Origin of the sequence: Sedimentitalea sp. XS_ASV28 (genome assembly GCF_041224545.1) — a bacterium.
Classification (GTDB): Bacteria; Pseudomonadota; Alphaproteobacteria; order Rhodobacterales; family Rhodobacteraceae; genus Sedimentitalea.
Genome location: NZ_JBGFGP010000163.1, coordinates 1 through 16,798, shown reverse-complemented (window position 1 = coordinate 16,798; position 16,798 = coordinate 1). Strand labels below are relative to the sequence as shown.

Annotated in this window: 20 protein-coding genes and 1 pseudogene; 14 read left to right on the top strand and 7 right to left on the bottom strand. The window is 61.1% G+C overall.

Features of this window, described 5'->3' with window-relative positions; all coding sequences use genetic code 11:
* Positions 1-107: 107 nt before the first annotated feature.
* From coxB to AB9K34_RS18080, 11 genes are all read left to right on the top strand, one after another.
* A complete protein-coding gene (gene coxB, locus AB9K34_RS18130) occupies positions 108-947 on the top strand; it encodes a cytochrome c oxidase subunit II (RefSeq protein WP_369955834.1) in 840 nt (279 codons plus the stop codon).
* A gap of 52 nt (positions 948-999) precedes the next feature.
* A complete protein-coding gene (cyoE, locus tag AB9K34_RS18125; RefSeq protein ID WP_369955833.1) occupies positions 1,000-1,941 on the top strand; it encodes a heme o synthase in 942 nt (313 codons plus the stop codon).
* The gene (locus AB9K34_RS18120; protein ID WP_369955832.1) at positions 1,938-2,102 is read left to right on the top strand and encodes a hypothetical protein; all 165 of its coding nucleotides are present in this window, start codon (positions 1,938-1,940) and stop codon (positions 2,100-2,102) included. Before cyoE ends, AB9K34_RS18120 begins: the two co-directional genes overlap by 4 nt.
* Positions 2,102-2,680, top strand: a complete 579-nt coding sequence (locus tag AB9K34_RS18115) for a cytochrome c oxidase assembly protein (RefSeq protein ID WP_369955831.1) — start codon at positions 2,102-2,104, stop codon at positions 2,678-2,680. Before AB9K34_RS18120 ends, AB9K34_RS18115 begins: the two co-directional genes overlap by 1 nt.
* A 23-nt stretch (positions 2,681-2,703) precedes the next feature.
* Entirely contained in the window at positions 2,704-3,516 is an 813-nt protein-coding gene (locus AB9K34_RS18110; protein ID WP_369955830.1) for a cytochrome c oxidase subunit 3, read from the top strand.
* Positions 3,517-3,609: 93 nt separating this feature from the next.
* Positions 3,610-4,290 (top strand): SURF1 family protein, encoded by a 681-nt coding sequence (locus tag AB9K34_RS18105; protein WP_369955829.1) that lies wholly within the window; start codon positions 3,610-3,612, stop codon positions 4,288-4,290.
* Positions 4,287-5,675: a threonine synthase gene (gene thrC / locus AB9K34_RS18100; protein WP_369955828.1), complete on the top strand. Its 1,389-nt coding sequence runs from the start codon at positions 4,287-4,289 to the stop codon at positions 5,673-5,675. The genes AB9K34_RS18105 and thrC overlap by 4 nt, the downstream gene beginning before the upstream one ends.
* Positions 5,672-6,934, top strand: coding sequence for a M16 family metallopeptidase (locus AB9K34_RS18095; protein ID WP_369955827.1), 1,263 nt, complete (start codon positions 5,672-5,674; stop codon positions 6,932-6,934). Before thrC ends, AB9K34_RS18095 begins: the two co-directional genes overlap by 4 nt.
* A 10-nt stretch (positions 6,935-6,944) precedes the next feature.
* The gene (locus AB9K34_RS18090; protein ID WP_369956005.1) at positions 6,945-7,529 is read left to right on the top strand and encodes a GNAT family N-acetyltransferase; all 585 of its coding nucleotides are present in this window, start codon (positions 6,945-6,947) and stop codon (positions 7,527-7,529) included.
* 67 nt (positions 7,530-7,596) lie between these two features.
* A complete protein-coding gene (locus AB9K34_RS18085; protein ID WP_369955826.1) occupies positions 7,597-8,427 on the top strand; it encodes an MBL fold metallo-hydrolase in 831 nt (276 codons plus the stop codon).
* Between the two features lie 30 nt (positions 8,428-8,457).
* Entirely contained in the window at positions 8,458-9,873 is a 1,416-nt protein-coding gene (locus AB9K34_RS18080; protein ID WP_369955825.1) for an FAD-binding oxidoreductase, read from the top strand.
* An 82-nt stretch (positions 9,874-9,955) separates the two neighbouring features.
* On the opposite strand, the gene AB9K34_RS18075 is transcribed toward AB9K34_RS18080, so the two are convergent.
* The 4 genes from AB9K34_RS18075 to AB9K34_RS18060 form a co-directional block, all read right to left on the bottom strand.
* Entirely contained in the window at positions 9,956-10,435 is a 480-nt protein-coding gene (locus AB9K34_RS18075; protein WP_369955824.1) for a fasciclin domain-containing protein, read from the bottom strand.
* A gap of 173 nt (positions 10,436-10,608) precedes the next feature.
* Positions 10,609-11,148 (bottom strand): adenine phosphoribosyltransferase, encoded by a 540-nt coding sequence (locus tag AB9K34_RS18070; protein ID WP_369955823.1) that lies wholly within the window; start codon positions 11,146-11,148, stop codon positions 10,609-10,611.
* 68 nt (positions 11,149-11,216) lie between these two features.
* Positions 11,217-11,846 carry a LysE family translocator gene (locus AB9K34_RS18065; RefSeq protein WP_369955822.1) on the bottom strand — a complete coding sequence of 210 codons (630 nt, stop codon included), beginning with the start codon at positions 11,844-11,846 and terminating at the stop codon, positions 11,217-11,219.
* Positions 11,847-11,948: 102 nt separating this feature from the next.
* A complete protein-coding gene (locus AB9K34_RS18060) occupies positions 11,949-12,827 on the bottom strand; it encodes an S-methyl-5'-thioadenosine phosphorylase (protein WP_369955821.1) in 879 nt (292 codons plus the stop codon).
* 301 nt (positions 12,828-13,128) lie between these two features.
* Here AB9K34_RS18060 and AB9K34_RS18055 point away from each other — a divergent pair, with 301 nt between their 5' ends.
* The 3 genes from AB9K34_RS18055 to AB9K34_RS18045 are packed head-to-tail and all read left to right on the top strand — an operon-like array spanning position 13,129 to position 14,355.
* Positions 13,129-13,512, top strand: coding sequence for an NADH:ubiquinone oxidoreductase subunit NDUFA12 (locus AB9K34_RS18055; protein WP_369955820.1), 384 nt, complete (start codon positions 13,129-13,131; stop codon positions 13,510-13,512).
* A 25-nt stretch (positions 13,513-13,537) separates the two neighbouring features.
* On the top strand, positions 13,538-13,990 hold the full coding sequence (gene mlaD, locus AB9K34_RS18050) for an outer membrane lipid asymmetry maintenance protein MlaD (protein ID WP_369955819.1): 453 nt from the start codon (positions 13,538-13,540) through the stop codon (positions 13,988-13,990).
* Positions 13,987-14,355: a DUF2155 domain-containing protein gene (locus tag AB9K34_RS18045; protein ID WP_369955818.1), complete on the top strand. Its 369-nt coding sequence runs from the start codon at positions 13,987-13,989 to the stop codon at positions 14,353-14,355. Before mlaD ends, AB9K34_RS18045 begins: the two co-directional genes overlap by 4 nt.
* On the opposite strand, the gene aat is transcribed toward AB9K34_RS18045, so the two are convergent.
* The 3 genes and pseudogenes from aat to AB9K34_RS18030 all read right to left on the bottom strand — a co-directional run.
* Positions 14,319-14,951 (bottom strand): leucyl/phenylalanyl-tRNA--protein transferase, encoded by a 633-nt coding sequence (gene aat / locus AB9K34_RS18040; protein ID WP_369955817.1) that lies wholly within the window; start codon positions 14,949-14,951, stop codon positions 14,319-14,321. The genes AB9K34_RS18045 and aat overlap by 37 nt on opposite strands.
* Before the next feature lie 35 nt (positions 14,952-14,986).
* The gene (gene accC, locus AB9K34_RS18035) at positions 14,987-16,339 is read right to left on the bottom strand and encodes an acetyl-CoA carboxylase biotin carboxylase subunit (RefSeq protein WP_369955816.1); all 1,353 of its coding nucleotides are present in this window, start codon (positions 16,337-16,339) and stop codon (positions 14,987-14,989) included.
* Positions 16,340-16,348: 9 nt separating this feature from the next.
* Positions 16,349-16,690, bottom strand: a pseudogene (locus tag AB9K34_RS18030) (acetyl-CoA carboxylase biotin carboxyl carrier protein subunit); the annotation flags it as partial.
* Between the last annotated feature and the right edge of the window lie 108 nt (positions 16,691-16,798).

Genomic DNA, 16,798 nt, shown 5'->3' with positions numbered 1-16,798 from the left:
CTTCGCGGAATATGATTTCTACAGGCAGCAAATACAACGGGGCAGGTGCGTTTGGTGAATCATGCCGCTGGCAGCCCCAAAAAACGATCAACCGATCAGGATGGAACATGAAGAACGCTTTTTCGCTTGCAGGGCTTTTCAGCTCCCTATCGGTCCTCCCCGCGATGGCGCAGGACGGCCTTGAGATCGTCGGTGCGCCGGTCGACGGCGCAATGGGTTTCCAGCCAGCCGCCTCGGAACTGGCGCGCGACCAGCAATCGCTGGATTGGCTGATCCTGGTCATCATCACCGCGATCTGCGTCTTTGTGACCTTGCTGCTCATCTATGCGATCGTCCGGTTCAACAGCCGCGCGAACCCCACACCGGCCAAGTTCACGCACAACTCCCCGCTCGAAATCGCATGGACCGTGGTGCCGATCGTGATCCTGATCTTCATCGGTGCGTTCAGCCTGCCGGTTCTGTTCAAGCAACAGGAAATTCCCGAGGCTGACATCACCATCAAGGTCACGGGCTATCAGTGGTACTGGGGCTATGAATATGTCGATCACGAATTCGGCTTCGAAAGCTTCAAGCTCGAACGCGACGAACTGGAAGAATATGGCTATGGGCCGGATGAATACCTGCTGGCGACCGATACCGCGGTGGTCGTGCCGATCGGCAAGACGGTCGTGATGCAGGTTACCGCCGCCGACGTCATTCATTCGTGGACCATCCCGGCATTCGGCGTCAAGCAGGATGCTGTTCCCGGTCGTCTGGCGGAACTTTGGTTCGCTGCGGAAAAGGAAGGCATCTATTTCGGCCAGTGTTCGGAACTCTGCGGCAAGGATCACGCCTATATGCCGATCACCGTCAAGGTCGTGAGCGAAGAGGCGTATGCCGAATGGCTGGACGGTGCGATCGAGGAATATGCCGAAGCGCCCCGCAGCGTGAAACTGGCATCGAACTGATCGGGAGGGGCGGGACACCATCCCGCCCGCTAGCTACGGCAAGGAGCCAGCGATGAGCGACGTCAGCATCAACAGCGCCATCCGCGAGGACGAGGCGGGCTTCGGCGACTTTTTTGCGCTGCTGAAACCGCGCGTGATGACGCTTGTCGTATTCACGGCCTTTGTCGGCCTGGTGGCTGCACCGGTGCCGGTGCATCCGGTGGTCGGGTTTTGCGCGGTCCTGTTCATCGCTCTGGGCGGCGGTGCGTCGGGCGCCCTGAACATGTGGTGGGACGAGGATATCGACCGCGTCATGCGGCGGACCCGCAATCGTCCGATCCCGTCGGGCAAGGTTGCGGCATCCGATGCAATGGCCATCGGTCTGGGGCTGTCAGTGCTGTCGGTCACGATGCTGACGTTGGCGACCAACATGATGGCGGGCGCGATGCTTGCCTTTACCATCTTTTTTTACGTTGTCGTCTATTCCATGTGGCTCAAGCGGCTGACGCCGCAGAATATCGTCATCGGCGGTGCTGCGGGAGCGTTCCCGCCGGTCGTCGGCTGGCTCGCCGCAACCGGTTCCATGGCGGTTGAACCCTGGCTCATGTTCGCGATCATATTCATGTGGACGCCACCGCATTTCTGGGCGCTCGCCCTGTTCATGCGTAGCGACTACGACGATGCGGGCGTGCCGATGCTCACCGTGACCCACGGTCGTCGCGCGACCCGCCAGCACATCCTTATCTATACCGTTCTGCTGGCGGTGCTGGCGGTTGGCGCGGCCTTCAGTGCAATCGGCGGGCCGATCTATCTCGCGGCGTCACTGGTGGTGAACCTGATGTTCCTGCGCGGTGCGATCCGTATCTGGCGCCGTGACGAAGCGGCGGCAGAGGCCGATAACTTTGCGATCGAACGCGGGTTCTTTCGTTTGTCGCTCTTGTACCTGTTCGTGCATTTCGGCGCGATTCTGGTCGAGGCATTGATATGGCCCTACGGGCTTGGAGGTTGGGGATGAGCATTCGCGCCACACACGAGATTCATGAACGGCGGTTTGGTCGAAACCTGGGCGTTGGTCTCGCCCTGCTGGCGTTTGTCGTGATCGTCTTCGGTCTGACTGTCGTCAAGGTGACACGCGGTGACTTCGACGCCATGATGACAACCGGAGAACAGAACTGATGGCACTCTCCGGTCCGGGCAAGACCGTTGTGCAACTGGTCGCGGTGGTTGTCACCATGGGCGCGCTGGCCTGGGCGTCGGTGCCGTTTTACGACTGGTTCTGCCGTGTCACGGGCTTTGGCGGAACCACAGCTGTCGCCACGGCGGATTCCGCCGATGTGCTGGATCGGACCATCAAGATCAAGTTCGATGCCTCGCTTGAGCGTGACATGCCATGGACCTTCAAGCCGGTCGAACGCGAAATGGAAATCCGCATCGGCGAAACCGGACTGGCCTTTTACGAAGCCTACAATCCGACCGACGTTCCCGTGGCCGGACAGGCGAGCTACAACGTCTTTCCCTACGAGGCGGGTGGCTTCTTCAACAAGATCGAGTGTTTCTGTTTCACTGAGCAGGTGCTGGAACCGGGCGAGCGGGTCCAGATGCCGGTGACGTTCTTCGTGGATCCGGAAATCGTCACCGACCGGGACGCAAAATACGTGCATTCGATCACATTGTCGTACACATTCTATCAAATCGACCTGCCGGAGGGCTTTGCCGCTCTCGAAACCGGGGCAGGCAATAACACTACGAACTAACGCCGCAAGGTAAGGGACACTCAATGGCACACGCTAAGAACCACGACTACCACATCCTGCCCCCGTCCATCTGGCCGCTGCTCGGTGCCCTGTTCGGCTTTGCCATGCTGTTCGGTGCCGTGCTGTGGATGCATTCGATCACGCCTTATCTCTTCTGGATCGGCCTGGCCGGTGTTCTTTACACCATGTTCGGCTGGTGGACCGATGTGGTGCACGAAAGCCATGCCGGCGATCACACACCTGTGGTCCAGATCGGTCTGCGCTATGGCTTTATCCTGTTCATCATGTCCGAAGTGATGTTCTTTGCGGCGTGGTTCTGGTCGGTGTTCAAACACCTGATGTACTCGATGAGCGACTACGAGGGCAGCGAATATGTGATCCCCGTCATCTACCCGGTGGATCCGTTCAGCCTGCCGCTGATCAACACGGTGATCCTGCTGCTGTCGGGCTGTACCATAACCTGGGCGCACCATGCGCTGGTGCATGGCAACGTGCGCAAGGACCTGATCACTGGCCTGGCACTGACCGTGGCACTGGGGATCGCCTTCACCGGCCTGCAGGCCTATGAATACATGGAACTGCTGCACGAAGGCTGGAAGTTCGGCGAAGACATCTTCTATTCCAACTTCTTCATGGCCACGGGCTTCCACGGTTTTCACGTGATCATCGGTACGATCTTCCTGATTGTCTGCCTCGTGCGGGCCAAGCGGGGCGACTTTACGCCCAAGCAGCATGTCGGCTTTGAAGCGGCGGCATGGTACTGGCACTTTGTCGACGTGGTCTGGCTTTTCCTGTTCTTCGTCGTCTACATCTGGGGTACGTCGCAAATCACCTAGGTCGATTGCGGTTGAATCTCCGCTGACAGGACGTATCAAGCATGGCGCGCCGGTTTACCGCGCGCCATGTTTCTTTTCGGGGTCGTGCTGACAATGCGTCGAACTGTTTTTCTGCTGTTTTTCGGTGTGGCCGGATTCGCCATTCTGATCGCGCTCGGAATCTGGCAGATGCAGCGGCTGGATGTGAAGCGGGGCATTCTGGCCGAGATCGACAGCCGCATCTCGGCAGGGTTTCAGCCCCTGCCGGCGTCGCCGGATGTGCAGAATGACAAATACATGCCGGTATCGGTGTCCGGAACCGTGGGCGCGCAGGAACTTCATGTGCTGGTGTCCGTCAAGTATGTCGGTCCCGGATACCGCATCATCGCGCCGTTCACGGATGATACGGGCCGCACGATTCTTCTGGACCGTGGTTTTGTCGCCACCGAAGACAAGGACCGCCCGCGTCAGACGGGCCGGATGACGGTCACCGGCAACCTGCACTGGCCCGACGAGATCGACAGCTATACCCCCGAGCCGGATATCGCCGGCAACATCTGGTTCGCTCGTGATGTGCCGCGTATGGCAGAGGCTCTGGGTACGGAACCCGTTCTGCTGATCGCGCGCTCGCAAACCGACCCGAATGTCAGGCCGCTGCCGGTTGACTCCGCCGGGGTGCCCAACGATCACTTGCAGTACGCAATCACCTGGTTTTCACTTGCCCTGATCTGGGCGGCGATGACCGCATATTTCCTGTGGCGCACCCGCACACCATCCGAGAGCCGAGGCCAATGAAATACGTATCCACGCGCGGTACCGCGCCCGAACTGAGCTTTGAAGAGGCGATGCTGTCCGGTCTGGCCCGCGATGGCGGGCTGTACGTGCCCTCCGAGGTGCCGCAGATGAGCCGGGAAGACATCGCGGCGCTTGCCGGGCTCAGCTATGAGGAAACGGCGTTTCGCATCATGCGGCCCTTTATCGGCGACACGTTCACCGATGCCGAATTTCGCGCCATCATAGACCGCGCCTATGCCCCGTTCGGCCATGCCGCGCGTGCGCCTCTCGTGCAACTGGATTCCAACCATTTCCTGCTGGAACTGTTCCACGGCCCGACGCTGGCGTTCAAGGATTTTGCCATGCAACTGATCGGTCAGTTGTTCCAGGCGGCGCTGGCCCGTCGGGGCGACCGTGTCACCATCGTCGGTGCGACAAGCGGCGACACCGGGTCGGCGGCAATCGAAGCATTCAAGGGGCTGTCCAATGTTGACGTGTTCATCCTCTTTCCGCATGGCCGCGTCAGCGAGGTGCAGCGTCGCCAGATGACCACGCCGAGCGAGGCAAATGTCCACGCGCTCGCCGTGGACGGGGATTTTGACGATTGTCAGGCTGCTCTCAAGGACATGTTCAACGATTTCGAGTTTCGTGACGGCGTGAAGCTCGCCGGTGTGAATTCGATCAACTGGGCTCGGGTGCTGGCACAGGTGGTCTATTACTTCAGCTCGGCGGTCAGCCTGGGCGCTCCGCATCGCGAGGTGAGCTTTACCGTCCCGACCGGCAATTTCGGCGACATCTTTGCCGGTTATATCGCCCGGCAGATGGGCCTGCCGATCGACCGGCTGGTGGTTGCGACCAACCAGAACGACATCCTGCATCGCTGCCTGAGCGGGCAGGGCTATTACAAGGGGCCAACCCACCCCTCGATCAGCCCGTCGATGGACATCCAGGTCAGTTCCAATTTCGAACGGGTTCTGTTTGACGCCTATGGGCGCGACGGGCGCGCGGTGTCGCAATTGATGGAAGAACTGCGGCAGGGCGGCTTTGACCTTTCGCAGGGCGCGCTTGGCTACCTGCAGGAAAATTTCGCGTCCGGGCGCGCGTCGGAAGAGGAAACGCTGGCCACCATTGCGGGCACGCTCGCGAGCAGTACCGAATTGTTGTGTCCGCATTCGGCGGTCGGGGTAAAGGTCGCCAATGAACACCGCACGGCCGATGTGCCGATGATCACGCTCGCCACGGCGCATCCGGCAAAATTCCCTGCCGCGGTCGAGCAGGCCAGCGGCATTCATCCGCCTCTTCCCCCGCGCATGTCCGATCTGTATGACAGGCCGGAACGGGTGACGCGGATCGCCAATGATCTCGCTGCCATGAAGGATTATATCAGGGGACATATCGCCAAGTGACGGTTGAACAGCATACTTTGGGCAACGGGTTTCGCATCGTCAGCGAACACATGCCGGGCCTGCAATCCGCCGCTATCGGAATCTGGGTTTCCGCAGGGGGCCGCCACGAACGGATCGAACAGAACGGCATCGCGCATTTTCTCGAACACATGGCGTTCAAGGGCACGCGCAAGCGCACCGCGGTGCAGATCGCCGAAGCCATCGAGGATGTGGGCGGCTATATCAACGCCTATACCAGCCGTGAAGTGACCGCCTATTACGCCCGCGTGTTGCAGAATGACGTATCGCTGGCGATGGACGTGATTTCGGATATCGTTCTCAATCCGGTCTTTGACCCCAAGGAGATCGAGGTCGAGCGCGGCGTGATCCTGCAGGAGATCGGTCAGGCACATGACACGCCCGATGATGTGATCTTTGACTGGTTGCAGGAAGACAGCTATCGCGATCAGGCATTGGGGCGCACGATCCTGGGGCCGTCCGAACGGGTGCGAAGTTTCTCGCGAGAGGACCTGTCGGATTTCGTCGCCGAGCATTACGGGCCGGGGCAGATGATCCTGTCGGCGGCCGGCGCTGTCGATCACGCCGAGATCGTGCGTATGGCAGAGGACATTTTCGGCCATCTTGAACCCAAGCCCGAGCTCGCGGCGGAAACCGCGCGCTTCACCGGCGGGGAAACCCGGCGGTCCAAGGCTCTGGAGCAGGCGCATTTCGCGCTTGCCGTCGAAAGCCCCGGCTATCGCGACGATGAAATCTACACGGCGCAGATCTATTCCAGTGCGATGGGTGGGGGCATGTCTTCGCGCCTGTTCCAGGAAGTCCGGGAAAAACGCGGGCTGTGTTACACGATCTTTGCGCAGACCGGTGCCTATGCCGATACCGGCACGACGACGATCTACGCCGGAACCAGCGCCGAACAGATCGCCGAACTGGCCAATATCACCTTTGACGAGATGAAGCGCGCCGCCGAGGACATGAGCCCGCAAGAGGTCGCCCGCGCCCGCGCCCAGATGAAGGCGGGGATGCTCATGGGACTGGAGAGCCCGTCCAACCGCGCCGAGCGGCTGGCGCGTCTGGTCCAGATCTGGGACGAGGTGCCGTCGCTGGACGATACGGTGGCCCGCATCGATGCCGTATCTACCGGCGATGTGCGCGAGTTTGCCGAGACCGTCGCCGCCCGGGCCGGCCTTGCGCTGGCGCTCTATGGGCCAATCGACGCGGCGCCGACCCTGGCCGAATTGCAGGGAAGGCGTGCCGCCTGATGACGGTCTGATGCTGCTGGCCAAACGCAAGCTCAAGCTCGAAACCGAGCGGCTGACCCTGCGGCCTCCGGGGCATTCGGATTTCCGCGACTGGGCGGCCATGCGCGAGGACAGTCGCGATTTCCTGGTTCCGTGGGAACCCAGCTGGGCCACGGACCATCTCAGCCGCAAGGGGTTTGCCAATCGCGTCTACTGGGCGCAGCGATCCATTGGAAACGGGTCGGCGGTGCCGCTGTTCCTGTTCCGCCGTCATGACCAGAGCCTTGTTGGTGCGATCACGCTCGACAACATCCGGCGCGGACCGGCGCAGGCCGGGACCCTGGGCTATTGGACCGGTGCGCAATTCGCCCGCCAGGGATACATGCGCGAGGCGATCGGGGCGGTGGTACATTACGCGTTCTCGCAACTCGATCTCAGCCGGATCGAAGCAGCCTGCCTGCCGGAAAACGCCGCCTCTCGCGGGTTGCTCGAGAAATCGGGCTTCAAGTACGAAGGTGTGGCGCAGTCCTACCTGCAGATCAACGGTCGCTGGCGCACCCATGTCCTCTACGCGTCGTTGCGCAGCGATCGACGCGGGCGCACCGACGCAGGCTAGGCGCCAAAGCGGCGAAATCGCGCGGTGGGGGCTGACTTTTTCGCCGTTTCGCCTATCTTTATCACAGATGCTGGTCTTGCGTGCCTTTATGTCGATGCTGCTGGTCCTGTGCATTGCGCCGCTGGCGGCGCAGGAGCGCAGGCCGAGTCACTGTATCGCCATCGCCGATTCCGCACCGGGTCTCAGCTATGTTTACAAGACGGCATTTCGCGACCCGCTTCCGGATTTCTCGGTGCGGCTGTCCTATATCGACCATTCGAGCTTTTTGCTGCAAACCCCCGGCGGCCTGAGTGCGGTGACCGATTTCACCGGGTTTATCGGTTCGACCCGCATGATCCCCGATATCGTCACGATGAACCGCGCGCATGAAACCCACTGGACCGCCTTTCCCGATCCGGCGATCCCGCATGTGCTGCCGGGCTGGGGACCGTTCGGTGAGGGGATCGACCATCATCTTGATCTTGGCGAGATGCTGGTGCGCAATGTCTCGACCGACATCCGCTCCCGGTCCGGGGGCGTCGAGGAGAATGGCAATTCGATCTTCATCTTCGAGGTTGCGGGGCTTTGTATCGGTCATCTGGGGCATCTGCATCACATTCCGAACGATGAGCAATTCGCTGCGATTGGGCGACTGGACGTTGTCATGGCGCCGGTGGATGGCGGTATGACATTGCCGCTTCCCGAGATGATCAGTATCCTGAAACGGCTCAAATCGTCGGTGGTCATTCCGATGCATTGGTTCAGCAGCTATACGCTCGACACATTTCTGGGTGGCATGACAGATGAATTCGCAATCCGGCGTTCCAACGCGTCCCATATCGAACTGTCGCTGCGCGACCTGCCTGATCGGCCTACCGTGGTTGTCCTGCAGTCATCCTATCTCACGGACGACGACTGATCCCTTTTCTGTTGCCTGCAGGTACAAGACATGATGTTGAACCCGGCGGACGCCGATTTTGCCGCTGCGCTGGACGGTGTGGTGCCATCCGGCGTGTTCCGCGAGATTGAACCGCGCTATCTCGAAGAGCCGCGCGGTCGCTTGCAGGGGCGGGCGGGCCTGCTCGCCTGCCCGCGCACGACGCAGGAGGTTGCCGCGCTGATCCGCGCGGCGCATGACGCGCGCGTGGGGGTCGTGCCTTATGGGGGCGGTACAGGCCTTGTCGGTGGTCAGGTGCTGACCGAAGGCCCGGCACCTCTGATCCTGTCGCTGGAGCGCATGAACGCCATTCGTGCGGTTCATGCGGATGAGAACGTCATTGTCGCGGAAGCCGGGGCGATCCTTGCCGACTTGCAGGCTGCGGCGCGGGCTGCGGATCGGCTGTTCCCGCTGTCGCTTGCGTCGGAGGGATCGGCACGGATCGGCGGAAATCTCGCGACCAACGCGGGCGGGGTCAATGTCTTGCGCTATGGCAATACACGGGATTTGTGTCTGGGGCTTGAGGCGGTGCTGCCGGACGGGCGCATCTGGAACGGGCTGACGCGACTGCGCAAGGACAATACCGGCTATGATCTGCGAAACCTGCTGATCGGTTCGGAAGGCACGCTGGGCGTGATCACCGCAGCGGCGCTCAGGCTGGCCCCGATCCCGGCACGCAGCGGAACGGCGATTTTCGTGGTGGCGTCGCCGCGCGCCGCAATCGACCTGTTGTCGCTGGCTCGTGATCGCGTCGGTGAAGGGATCAGCGCCTTCGAATTGCTCAGCGGGCAGGGGTTCGACTTCCTGTCCGAAACACTACCGGATATCCGGCAACCCTTTGATACGCCGCCGGAGTGGTGTGTGTTGATCGAGCTTGGCCTGATCGCGGCACTGGACCCGCAAGAGCAGCTTGCCGAACTGTTCGAGGCGGCGCTTGAGCGCGACCTTGCATCGGACGGGCTGATTGCGCAATCAGAGGCCCAACGCGATGGGTTCTGGATGGTACGCGAACAGGTGCCAGAGGCAAACCGCAGGATCGGCTCGGTGTCGAGCCACGATGTCTCGATCCCGCTGCGGGCGCTTCCCGAATTTATTGCGAAAGCAGCGGAACGGATTTCCGAGATCGGAGATTTCCGCATCAACTGCTTTGGTCACCTGGGCGACGGCAACCTGCATTACAATATATTCCCGCCGAAGGGAGCGGATCGTACGGCATTCAAGGCGCAAAGCGGCATCGTGGCGCGCGCGGTACACGATCTGGTCGCGGAATTTGAAGGCTCGATCAGCGCCGAGCATGGCATCGGGCGGAGCAAGGTCACAGAGCTTGAGATTTATGGCGATCCCACGAAAATCGCGGCCATGCGCGCTATCAAGTCGGCACTGGACCCGCAGGGCATCATGAACCCCGGCGCGGTCCTTCGACTTTAAATGGTCTGACGGGCGGTCGCGGTGCGACCGGTGATGACGGTCACCCGGCCGGAACCGGGTGACCTTTTTCAACAGCAAGACATCACTTGGGCATGATTACCTTGTCGATCACATGGATGACGCCGTTCTCTGCCTCGATATCGGCGGCGACGACCGTCGCATCGTTGACCATGACACCGTTATCAAGATCGATCGTGATATCGCCACCCTGTACGGTGGTTGCGGTCATGCCGTCGCTGAGATCACCGGACATGACCTTGCCCGGAACCACATGGTAGGTCAGAATCGCGACCAGTTGATCCTTGTTTTCGGGTTCAAGCAGCGTTTCGACGGTACCCTTTGGCAGCGCCGCAAAGGCTGCATCCGTGGGCGCGAACACAGTAAACGGTCCTTCGCCTTTCAGCGTCTCGACCAACCCGGCGGCCTGCACCGCGGCAACGAGTGTGTCGAAGTCATCAGCCGCAACCGCCGTGTCCACAATATCCTTGGACGCGTCGTCGGCAAATGCCGCTCCGGCAATCATCATGGCAGAGGTAACGGAGAGTATGGTCTTGCGGAACATGGAAATCATCCTCGATTTATCAGAGATGCCCTTGGTGACATCGAGGGGATTACGTCCTGTCAGCCTATCCGGATCATGCCTTTTTTGTTGCCGATGCGCTTGACCTTGGGCGCTTTGGCCCTAAGCAGCGGCAGTTTGGGATATCCAGTCAACTGATTGTGATGGCTTCGCGATCAGTCGCCCTCGTAAGCGCAGAGCGCATGCACGTCCATGCCAAGGTTTTCGAGTAGTTTGCGGCCGCCTAGATCGGGCAAATCGACGATGAAGGCGCAACTGATGATCTCACCGCCCAGACGCTCGATCAACCTGATGCCGGCGGCTGCGGTGCCGCCCGTGGCGAGCAGGTCATCGACCACCAGGATTTTCTCGCCCGGCTGGATGGCGTCGTCATGGATTTCAACAATCGCCTCACCGTATTCCAGCTTGTAGTCCTGACTTATCGTGGTGCCGGGCAGCTTGCCTTTTTTGCGGATCGGCACGAACCCGACACTGAGTTGATGCGCTATGGCCCCGCCGAGGATGAAGCCGCGGGCTTCCAGCCCGACAACCTTGTCGATCTGCTCGCCGGCATAGGGGTGCAGCATCTGGTCGATTGCCATGCGAAACCCGCGCGGATCGGCAAACAGCGTGGTCACGTCACGAAACATGATCCCTTCCTTGGGGAAATCGGCGATCGTGCGGATATAGTCGCGGACCGAGGTGTTTCTGGGCATGTTCGCTCCGGTTAGCTGTGGCGCTCGCCCACGGTTTGGCCTATTGCGCGTTGCGGTGCAACCGTGGCTCAGGCAGGCCGGCGCAGGAATGCGGTAAACAGGCCCATCCCGATCAGCGTCACACCGCCGCCACGTGTCAGCGCGGTGATCACGCCCGGCTTGCGCACGGTTTTCCGAAGCTTGTCCGCCAGCAACGCGTAGGCCAGCGCATTTATCGCCGCGAGACTCACGAATGTGCTGATCAGGAGTGCGAACTGCGGCAGCATCGGTTCACCTGCCTGGATGAACTGAGGCACGAAGGCGATGAAAAAGGCGATGGATTTGGGGTTCAGCGCGGTAACGCCCGCCGCGTGAAGAAATACGCCTCGGGGCGTGACGTCCCGTCCGGTTGCGACTGTATCCAGCCCTGCCGAAGGTGCGCTGCGCACCAGCCTGACGCCGAGATAGACGAGATAGGCGGCACCTGCCCATTTCAGTATCGAGAAGAGGGTTGCCGAGGCTGCCACCAGTGCCCCGAGCCCCGCGAGCGAGGCCGTCATTGCAATGAGATCGCCCATGGCGACGCCGCTGGCCGATGCGATCGCAACGCTGCGGCCCTTGGACAGCGCGTAGCTGAGAACCAACAGCACGGTCGGTCCGGGGATCAGCAACAAGGCAGTCGAGGCGGCGGCAAAGGCGAGCCAGAGATCGAATGGCATGGTTTCCTCCGGGTTTATCGTCAGAAGGACACCATGCCCGATCGCATTTGTCCAGCGAGACAGATCCCGTGGCGATGTCCGCAAGCGACGCCGGCAGCGATGTCAGCGCCCGAGGACCCGCCCGGCAACGGCATCCAGACGTGCCACCAGTTCCGGATCCCGAGCATCAGGCGCGGTCAGTATCGCGTGGTCGAGCGCACGGTCACATCCATGAGGACAAGGCTCGCGCTCTGCCCCGACAAGTTCGGGCAGACGACGGACCAACGACCGGGCTTTGTCCGCGTTGCCCGTCAGGGTGGTGATGATGTCGGAAATGTCCACTTCGCCATGGTCCGGGTGCCAACTGTCATAGTCGGTGATCATGGCCACCGATGCATAACACAGCTCCGCTTCACGGGCCAGTTTCGCCTCGGGCATGTTCGTCATGCCAATGACATCGCAGCCCCAGCTTTCACGGTACATGCGTGATTCGGCCAGCGTGGAGAATTGCGGCCCTTCCATCGCCAGGTAAGTGCCACCGCGATGTACCCTGACGCCAGCATCACGGGCCGCAGCTTCGCAGGCATCGCCGAGCCGGGGACACGTCGGGTGCGCAAGGCTGACATGACCCACACAGCCGGTACCGAAGAATGACGTGTCGCGTGCAAAGGTACGATCAACGAATTGATCCACGATCACGAAATCACCCGGGGCCATCTCGTCGCGAAAAGAGCCGCAGGCGGAGACGCTGATCACATCCGTGACACCCAGACGTTTCAGCGCATCGATATTGGCCCGATAGGGAACGGTGCCCGGCGCGTGAAGGTGGCCTCTGCCGTGTCGTGGCAGGAATACCATATCGACACCTTCGAGGATGCCGGTGAGCACCGCATCAGAGGGCGCACCCCAGGGACTCTCCACGTGTTGCCAAGCGGCATGCTTCAGGCCGTCGATCTGATACAGACCCGATCCACCTATGACACCGAGTTTGGTTTTGGTCATGGCTACTTCCGATGATATTGCGCCTGAACCCTGACGAGGTTGTCTATGGAAATCAACACATTGATATCGGGTCCCGGAAAAGGCCGTTCGAACGGCCTTGGATACGCGAATTCGAATTCGCGTGAAAACGTCTGTAAAGACGTTTTCCAAGCCGCTTCACAGCGGCTTGCCCGGTTGCAATTGTCGCGTCGAACCCGGGTTCATCTGCGCATCGGGTCGAAGGGCCCGACACCGGCACGCGCTGTCTCTGGACCTTTGCTGATGGATACGGCATACCGGTGGTGATTTCACGGAGACTCCGATGGGCATTCTCAACTCTCTGCTTCGCGCTGTGACCTGGTGGAACGGTCAGACACTCAACACCCAGATCTTTACCTGGCGCAAGGGCATCCGGGTGGGAGAGGATAGCCAGGGCAACGTGTTTTACAGGAACACTGATGGCAGCAAGAGATGGGTCATCTTCAACGGCGAAGTCGAGGCCAGCCGGGTTGGCCCGGATTGGCATGGCTGGCTTCATCACACCTGGGATGCGCCTCCGACCGAACAACCGCTTGCGCATAAACCCTGGGAAAAGCCACACCACGAAAACCTGACCGGTACCGCTTCGGCCTATGCGCCACCGGGTTCGCTTCGTCGGGCGCATCCGGCACCCCAGCGTGACTACGAAGCATGGAGCCCGGAATAGGGCCTGCATATCAACGGAGCGCGACATGTCGCATAATACAACTGAAATCGCCGTTGGCGGTGCTGTTCTGGCAGGGGCCCTTGCATTTGCCTTGTATGCCGGACAGGCAACGGGTCTTTCCGGTGCGGGAACCGGGTATGAACTCAATGCGAGTTTCCGGTCGCTGGAGGGTGTCAGCGTCGGCACGGATGTGCGACTGGCCGGGGTCAAGATCGGCACCGTGACCAATGTGGACCTGAATCCCGAGACCTATCGAGCCGATACGACATTTTCGGTCCGTGACGGGATACCGGTGCCGGATGACAGTGCTGTTGTGGTGTCGTCAGAGGGGCTGCTGGGCGGCAATTTCGTCGAAATCATGCCGGGCGGTTCTCCGTTCTACCTGGAGGCGGGCGATACGATCGAGGACACGCAAGGGGCCGTGAGCCTGATTTCGCTGCTCGTCAAATTTGTCGCCGGAAGCGGAGACGGCGAGTGATCCGCAACCTGGCCGCGCTGGCGCTTTGTGCCTTCGTTGCGTCGCCTGTTGCGGCGCAGCACCAGAATGCGGTTTCGGCGGCGGGGGCGGTGCTCCGTGCGCTGGACAAGGTGGATGGCAAGACAATCGATTTCAGCGTGCAATCCGGCGGGGCTGTTGACGCATTCGGCCTGACTGTCGAACTCGCCGATTGCCGGTATCCGGCCGAGAACCCGACCGGGGATGCCTTTGCGTATATGATAATCCGCGATACCGGTGAGACCGAGATCGACTTCCAGGGCTGGATGATCGCCTCATCTCCGGCCTTGAACGCGCTTGACCACAGTCGCTACGATGTGTGGGTGTTGCGCTGTATCACGTCCTGAGGGGCCGGCACCTGCGGTGCAAGAAAGTCACCGGTCTCGCTGATCGCCTTGTCCAGGCGGTGATGATAATCGCCGCGCGGGATCTCGACTGCGCCAAGCGATGCGAGATGATCGGTCAGAAACTGCGTGTCGAACAATCGGAATCCGGCGAGGCGAAGCCGGTCGACCAGATAGGCGAGCGCGATTTTTGACGCATCTGTGCGGCGCGAAAACATGCTCTCGCCAAAGAACGCGGCACCAATCGCGACACCGTAAACACCGCCGACAAGCTCGTCATCGTCCCACACCTCGAGCGAATGCGCGTATCCCGCGTGATGCAGAGCGATGTAATGTTCGCGAATCTCGGCGTTGATCCATGTTTCGGCGCGATCGGCGCAGCCGTCCACGACCTCGGCAAAGGCCGTATTCACGCGTATCTGGAACCCGCACCGCAGAAGGCGGCGGCGCAGGGATCGCGAGATATGAAAACCGTCCAGCGGAATGATGCCCCGACGTTTGGGATCGACCCAGAAAATCTCGGCATCATCACGTTGCTCGGCCATCGGGAAAATCCCGATTGTATAGCCGCGCAACAGGATCTCGGGTGTCAGGGTCATCCGCGTATCATGAGAGCGGCCGGGCTGCTCCTGCCTTATCCGTCGGTAAGATTGGTTTCCAGCCAGTGTTCCAGCCAGTGGATGTTGTAATCACCGTTGTGGATGTCGGGTTCGGCGAGCAGGGCCCGGAACAACGGAATCGTGGTGTCCACACCATCGACGATCAGTTCGCCCAGGGCCCGGTTCAGCCGCGCCAGCGCTTCGGGGCGATCGCGGCCATGCACGATCAGCTTACCGATCAGGCTGTCGTAATAGGGCGGGATGGAATAGCCGTCATAGAGCGCCGAATCCATCCGCACACCCAACCCGCCGGGCGCGTGATACTGGGTGATCTTGCCGGGACAGGGCGAGAAGCTGGGCAGCTTTTCGGCGTTGATGCGCACCTCGATCGCATGGCCGTTGATGGCGAGTTCGTCCTGCGTGAACGACATCGGCAGGCCGGCGGCCACCCGTATCTGTTCCCGCACCAGATCGACCCCGAAAATGCCCTCGGTGACCGGATGCTCGACCTGCAGGCGGGTGTTCATCTCGATGAAATAGAACTCGCCGTTTTCGTAGAGAAACTCGATGGTTCCCGCACCGATATAGTTGATCTTGGCGACTGCGTCGGCGCAGGCCTTGCCGATCCGGGCCCGCTCTTCGGGGGTGATCGTGGGGCCGGGGGCCTCTTCAAAGACCTTCTGGTGGCGCCGTTGCAGCGAACAGTCGCGTTCGCCCAGATGCACGGCCCTGCCTTTGCCATCGCCAAAGACCTGGATTTCGATATGACGCGGCGTGGTCAGGTATTTTTCGATATAGACTTCGTCATTGCCGAAATTGCTCTTGCCCTCGGCGCGCGCGGTCTGAAACGCCCGCTCCATCTCGGCGGCGCTGTTGGCGACTTTCATGCCCTTGCCGCCCCCGCCGGCCGTGGCCTTGATGATGACCGGATAGCCGATTTCAGCACCGATTCGTTCGGCCGTGGCGAGATCGGGAACCCCACCGTCGCTGCCCGGCACGCAGGGAACGCCAAGCGCCTTCATGGTATCCTTGGCGGTGATCTTGTCGCCCATGATGCGGATATGCTCGGCGGTCGGCCCGATGAAGGTCAGCCCGTGATCTTCGACGATCTGCACGAAATTCGCGTTTTCGGAGAGAAAACCATAGCCGGGATGGATCGCCTGCGCGCCGGTGATTTCGCATGCCGAAATGATCGCGGGAAGCGACAGGTAGCTCTGGCTGCTTTGCGGCGGGCCGATGCAGATCGATTCATCGGCCATGCGGACATGCATCGCGTCGCTGTCGGCGGTGGAATGTACCGCGACCGAGCCGATGCCCATTTCACGCGCCGCGCGGACCACGCGCAAGGCGATCTCCCCGCGATTGGCAATCAGTATCTTGTCAAACATGGGATCGCCTTATTCGATGATGACCAGCGGGGTGCCGTATTCCACTGCTGCGCCATCCTCGACAAGGATGCGCTTGACCGTGCCCGACTTCGGGGCCGGGATGTGGTTCATGGTCTTCATGGCCTCGACGATGAGCAGCGTATCACCCTCGGAAATGCTGGCCCCCACGGTGACAAAGGGTGCGGCATCGGGTTCGGGTTGCATATAGACCGTGCCGACCATCGGCGACAGAACCGCACCCGGATCGCTGGCAGGGTCCTCGATCACGTCGCTTGCCGCGGCTGCCGCGGCCGCGCGCGGCCCGCGTCCGGGGGCGGGGGCCGCGCGGACGGGGAGTGGAGCGACACCGGCCCCTATGATGGTGATGTCCGTCATGACCACTGCGCGTGGAAGTGGTGGACGGGACCTTGACGATCGCCGCTGTGCCGTTCGACCGCCGCGCGCAACGCGGAGTCCAGA

What these genes read in the sequence shown, in the direction of transcription:
- coxB (WP_369955834.1), top strand. Translation starts at nt 108, where the DNA reads ATGAAGAACGCTTTTTCGCTTGCAGGGCTTTTCAGCTCCCTATCGGTC.
- cyoE (WP_369955833.1), top strand. Translation starts at nt 1,000, where the DNA reads ATGAGCGACGTCAGCATCAACAGCGCCATCCGCGAGGACGAGGCGGGC.
- AB9K34_RS18120 (WP_369955832.1), top strand. Translation starts at nt 1,938, where the DNA reads ATGAGCATTCGCGCCACACACGAGATTCATGAACGGCGGTTTGGTCGA.
- AB9K34_RS18115 (WP_369955831.1), top strand. Translation starts at nt 2,102, where the DNA reads ATGGCACTCTCCGGTCCGGGCAAGACCGTTGTGCAACTGGTCGCGGTG.
- AB9K34_RS18110 (WP_369955830.1), top strand. Translation starts at nt 2,704, where the DNA reads ATGGCACACGCTAAGAACCACGACTACCACATCCTGCCCCCGTCCATC.
- AB9K34_RS18105 (WP_369955829.1), top strand. Translation starts at nt 3,610, where the DNA reads ATGCGTCGAACTGTTTTTCTGCTGTTTTTCGGTGTGGCCGGATTCGCC.
- thrC (WP_369955828.1), top strand. Translation starts at nt 4,287, where the DNA reads ATGAAATACGTATCCACGCGCGGTACCGCGCCCGAACTGAGCTTTGAA.
- AB9K34_RS18090 (WP_369956005.1), top strand. Translation starts at nt 6,945, where the DNA reads ATGCTGCTGGCCAAACGCAAGCTCAAGCTCGAAACCGAGCGGCTGACC.
- AB9K34_RS18085 (WP_369955826.1), top strand. Translation starts at nt 7,597, where the DNA reads ATGCTGGTCTTGCGTGCCTTTATGTCGATGCTGCTGGTCCTGTGCATT.
- AB9K34_RS18080 (WP_369955825.1), top strand. Translation starts at nt 8,458, where the DNA reads ATGATGTTGAACCCGGCGGACGCCGATTTTGCCGCTGCGCTGGACGGT.
- AB9K34_RS18075 (WP_369955824.1), bottom strand. Translation starts at nt 10,435, where the DNA reads ATGTTCCGCAAGACCATACTCTCCGTTACCTCTGCCATGATGATTGCC.
- AB9K34_RS18070 (WP_369955823.1), bottom strand. Translation starts at nt 11,148, where the DNA reads ATGCCCAGAAACACCTCGGTCCGCGACTATATCCGCACGATCGCCGAT.
- AB9K34_RS18065 (WP_369955822.1), bottom strand. Translation starts at nt 11,846, where the DNA reads ATGCCATTCGATCTCTGGCTCGCCTTTGCCGCCGCCTCGACTGCCTTG.
- AB9K34_RS18060 (WP_369955821.1), bottom strand. Translation starts at nt 12,827, where the DNA reads ATGACCAAAACCAAACTCGGTGTCATAGGTGGATCGGGTCTGTATCAG.
- AB9K34_RS18055 (WP_369955820.1), top strand. Translation starts at nt 13,129, where the DNA reads ATGGGCATTCTCAACTCTCTGCTTCGCGCTGTGACCTGGTGGAACGGT.
- mlaD (WP_369955819.1), top strand. Translation starts at nt 13,538, where the DNA reads ATGTCGCATAATACAACTGAAATCGCCGTTGGCGGTGCTGTTCTGGCA.
- aat (WP_369955817.1), bottom strand. Translation starts at nt 14,951, where the DNA reads ATGACCCTGACACCCGAGATCCTGTTGCGCGGCTATACAATCGGGATT.
- accC (WP_369955816.1), bottom strand. Translation starts at nt 16,339, where the DNA reads ATGTTTGACAAGATACTGATTGCCAATCGCGGGGAGATCGCCTTGCGC.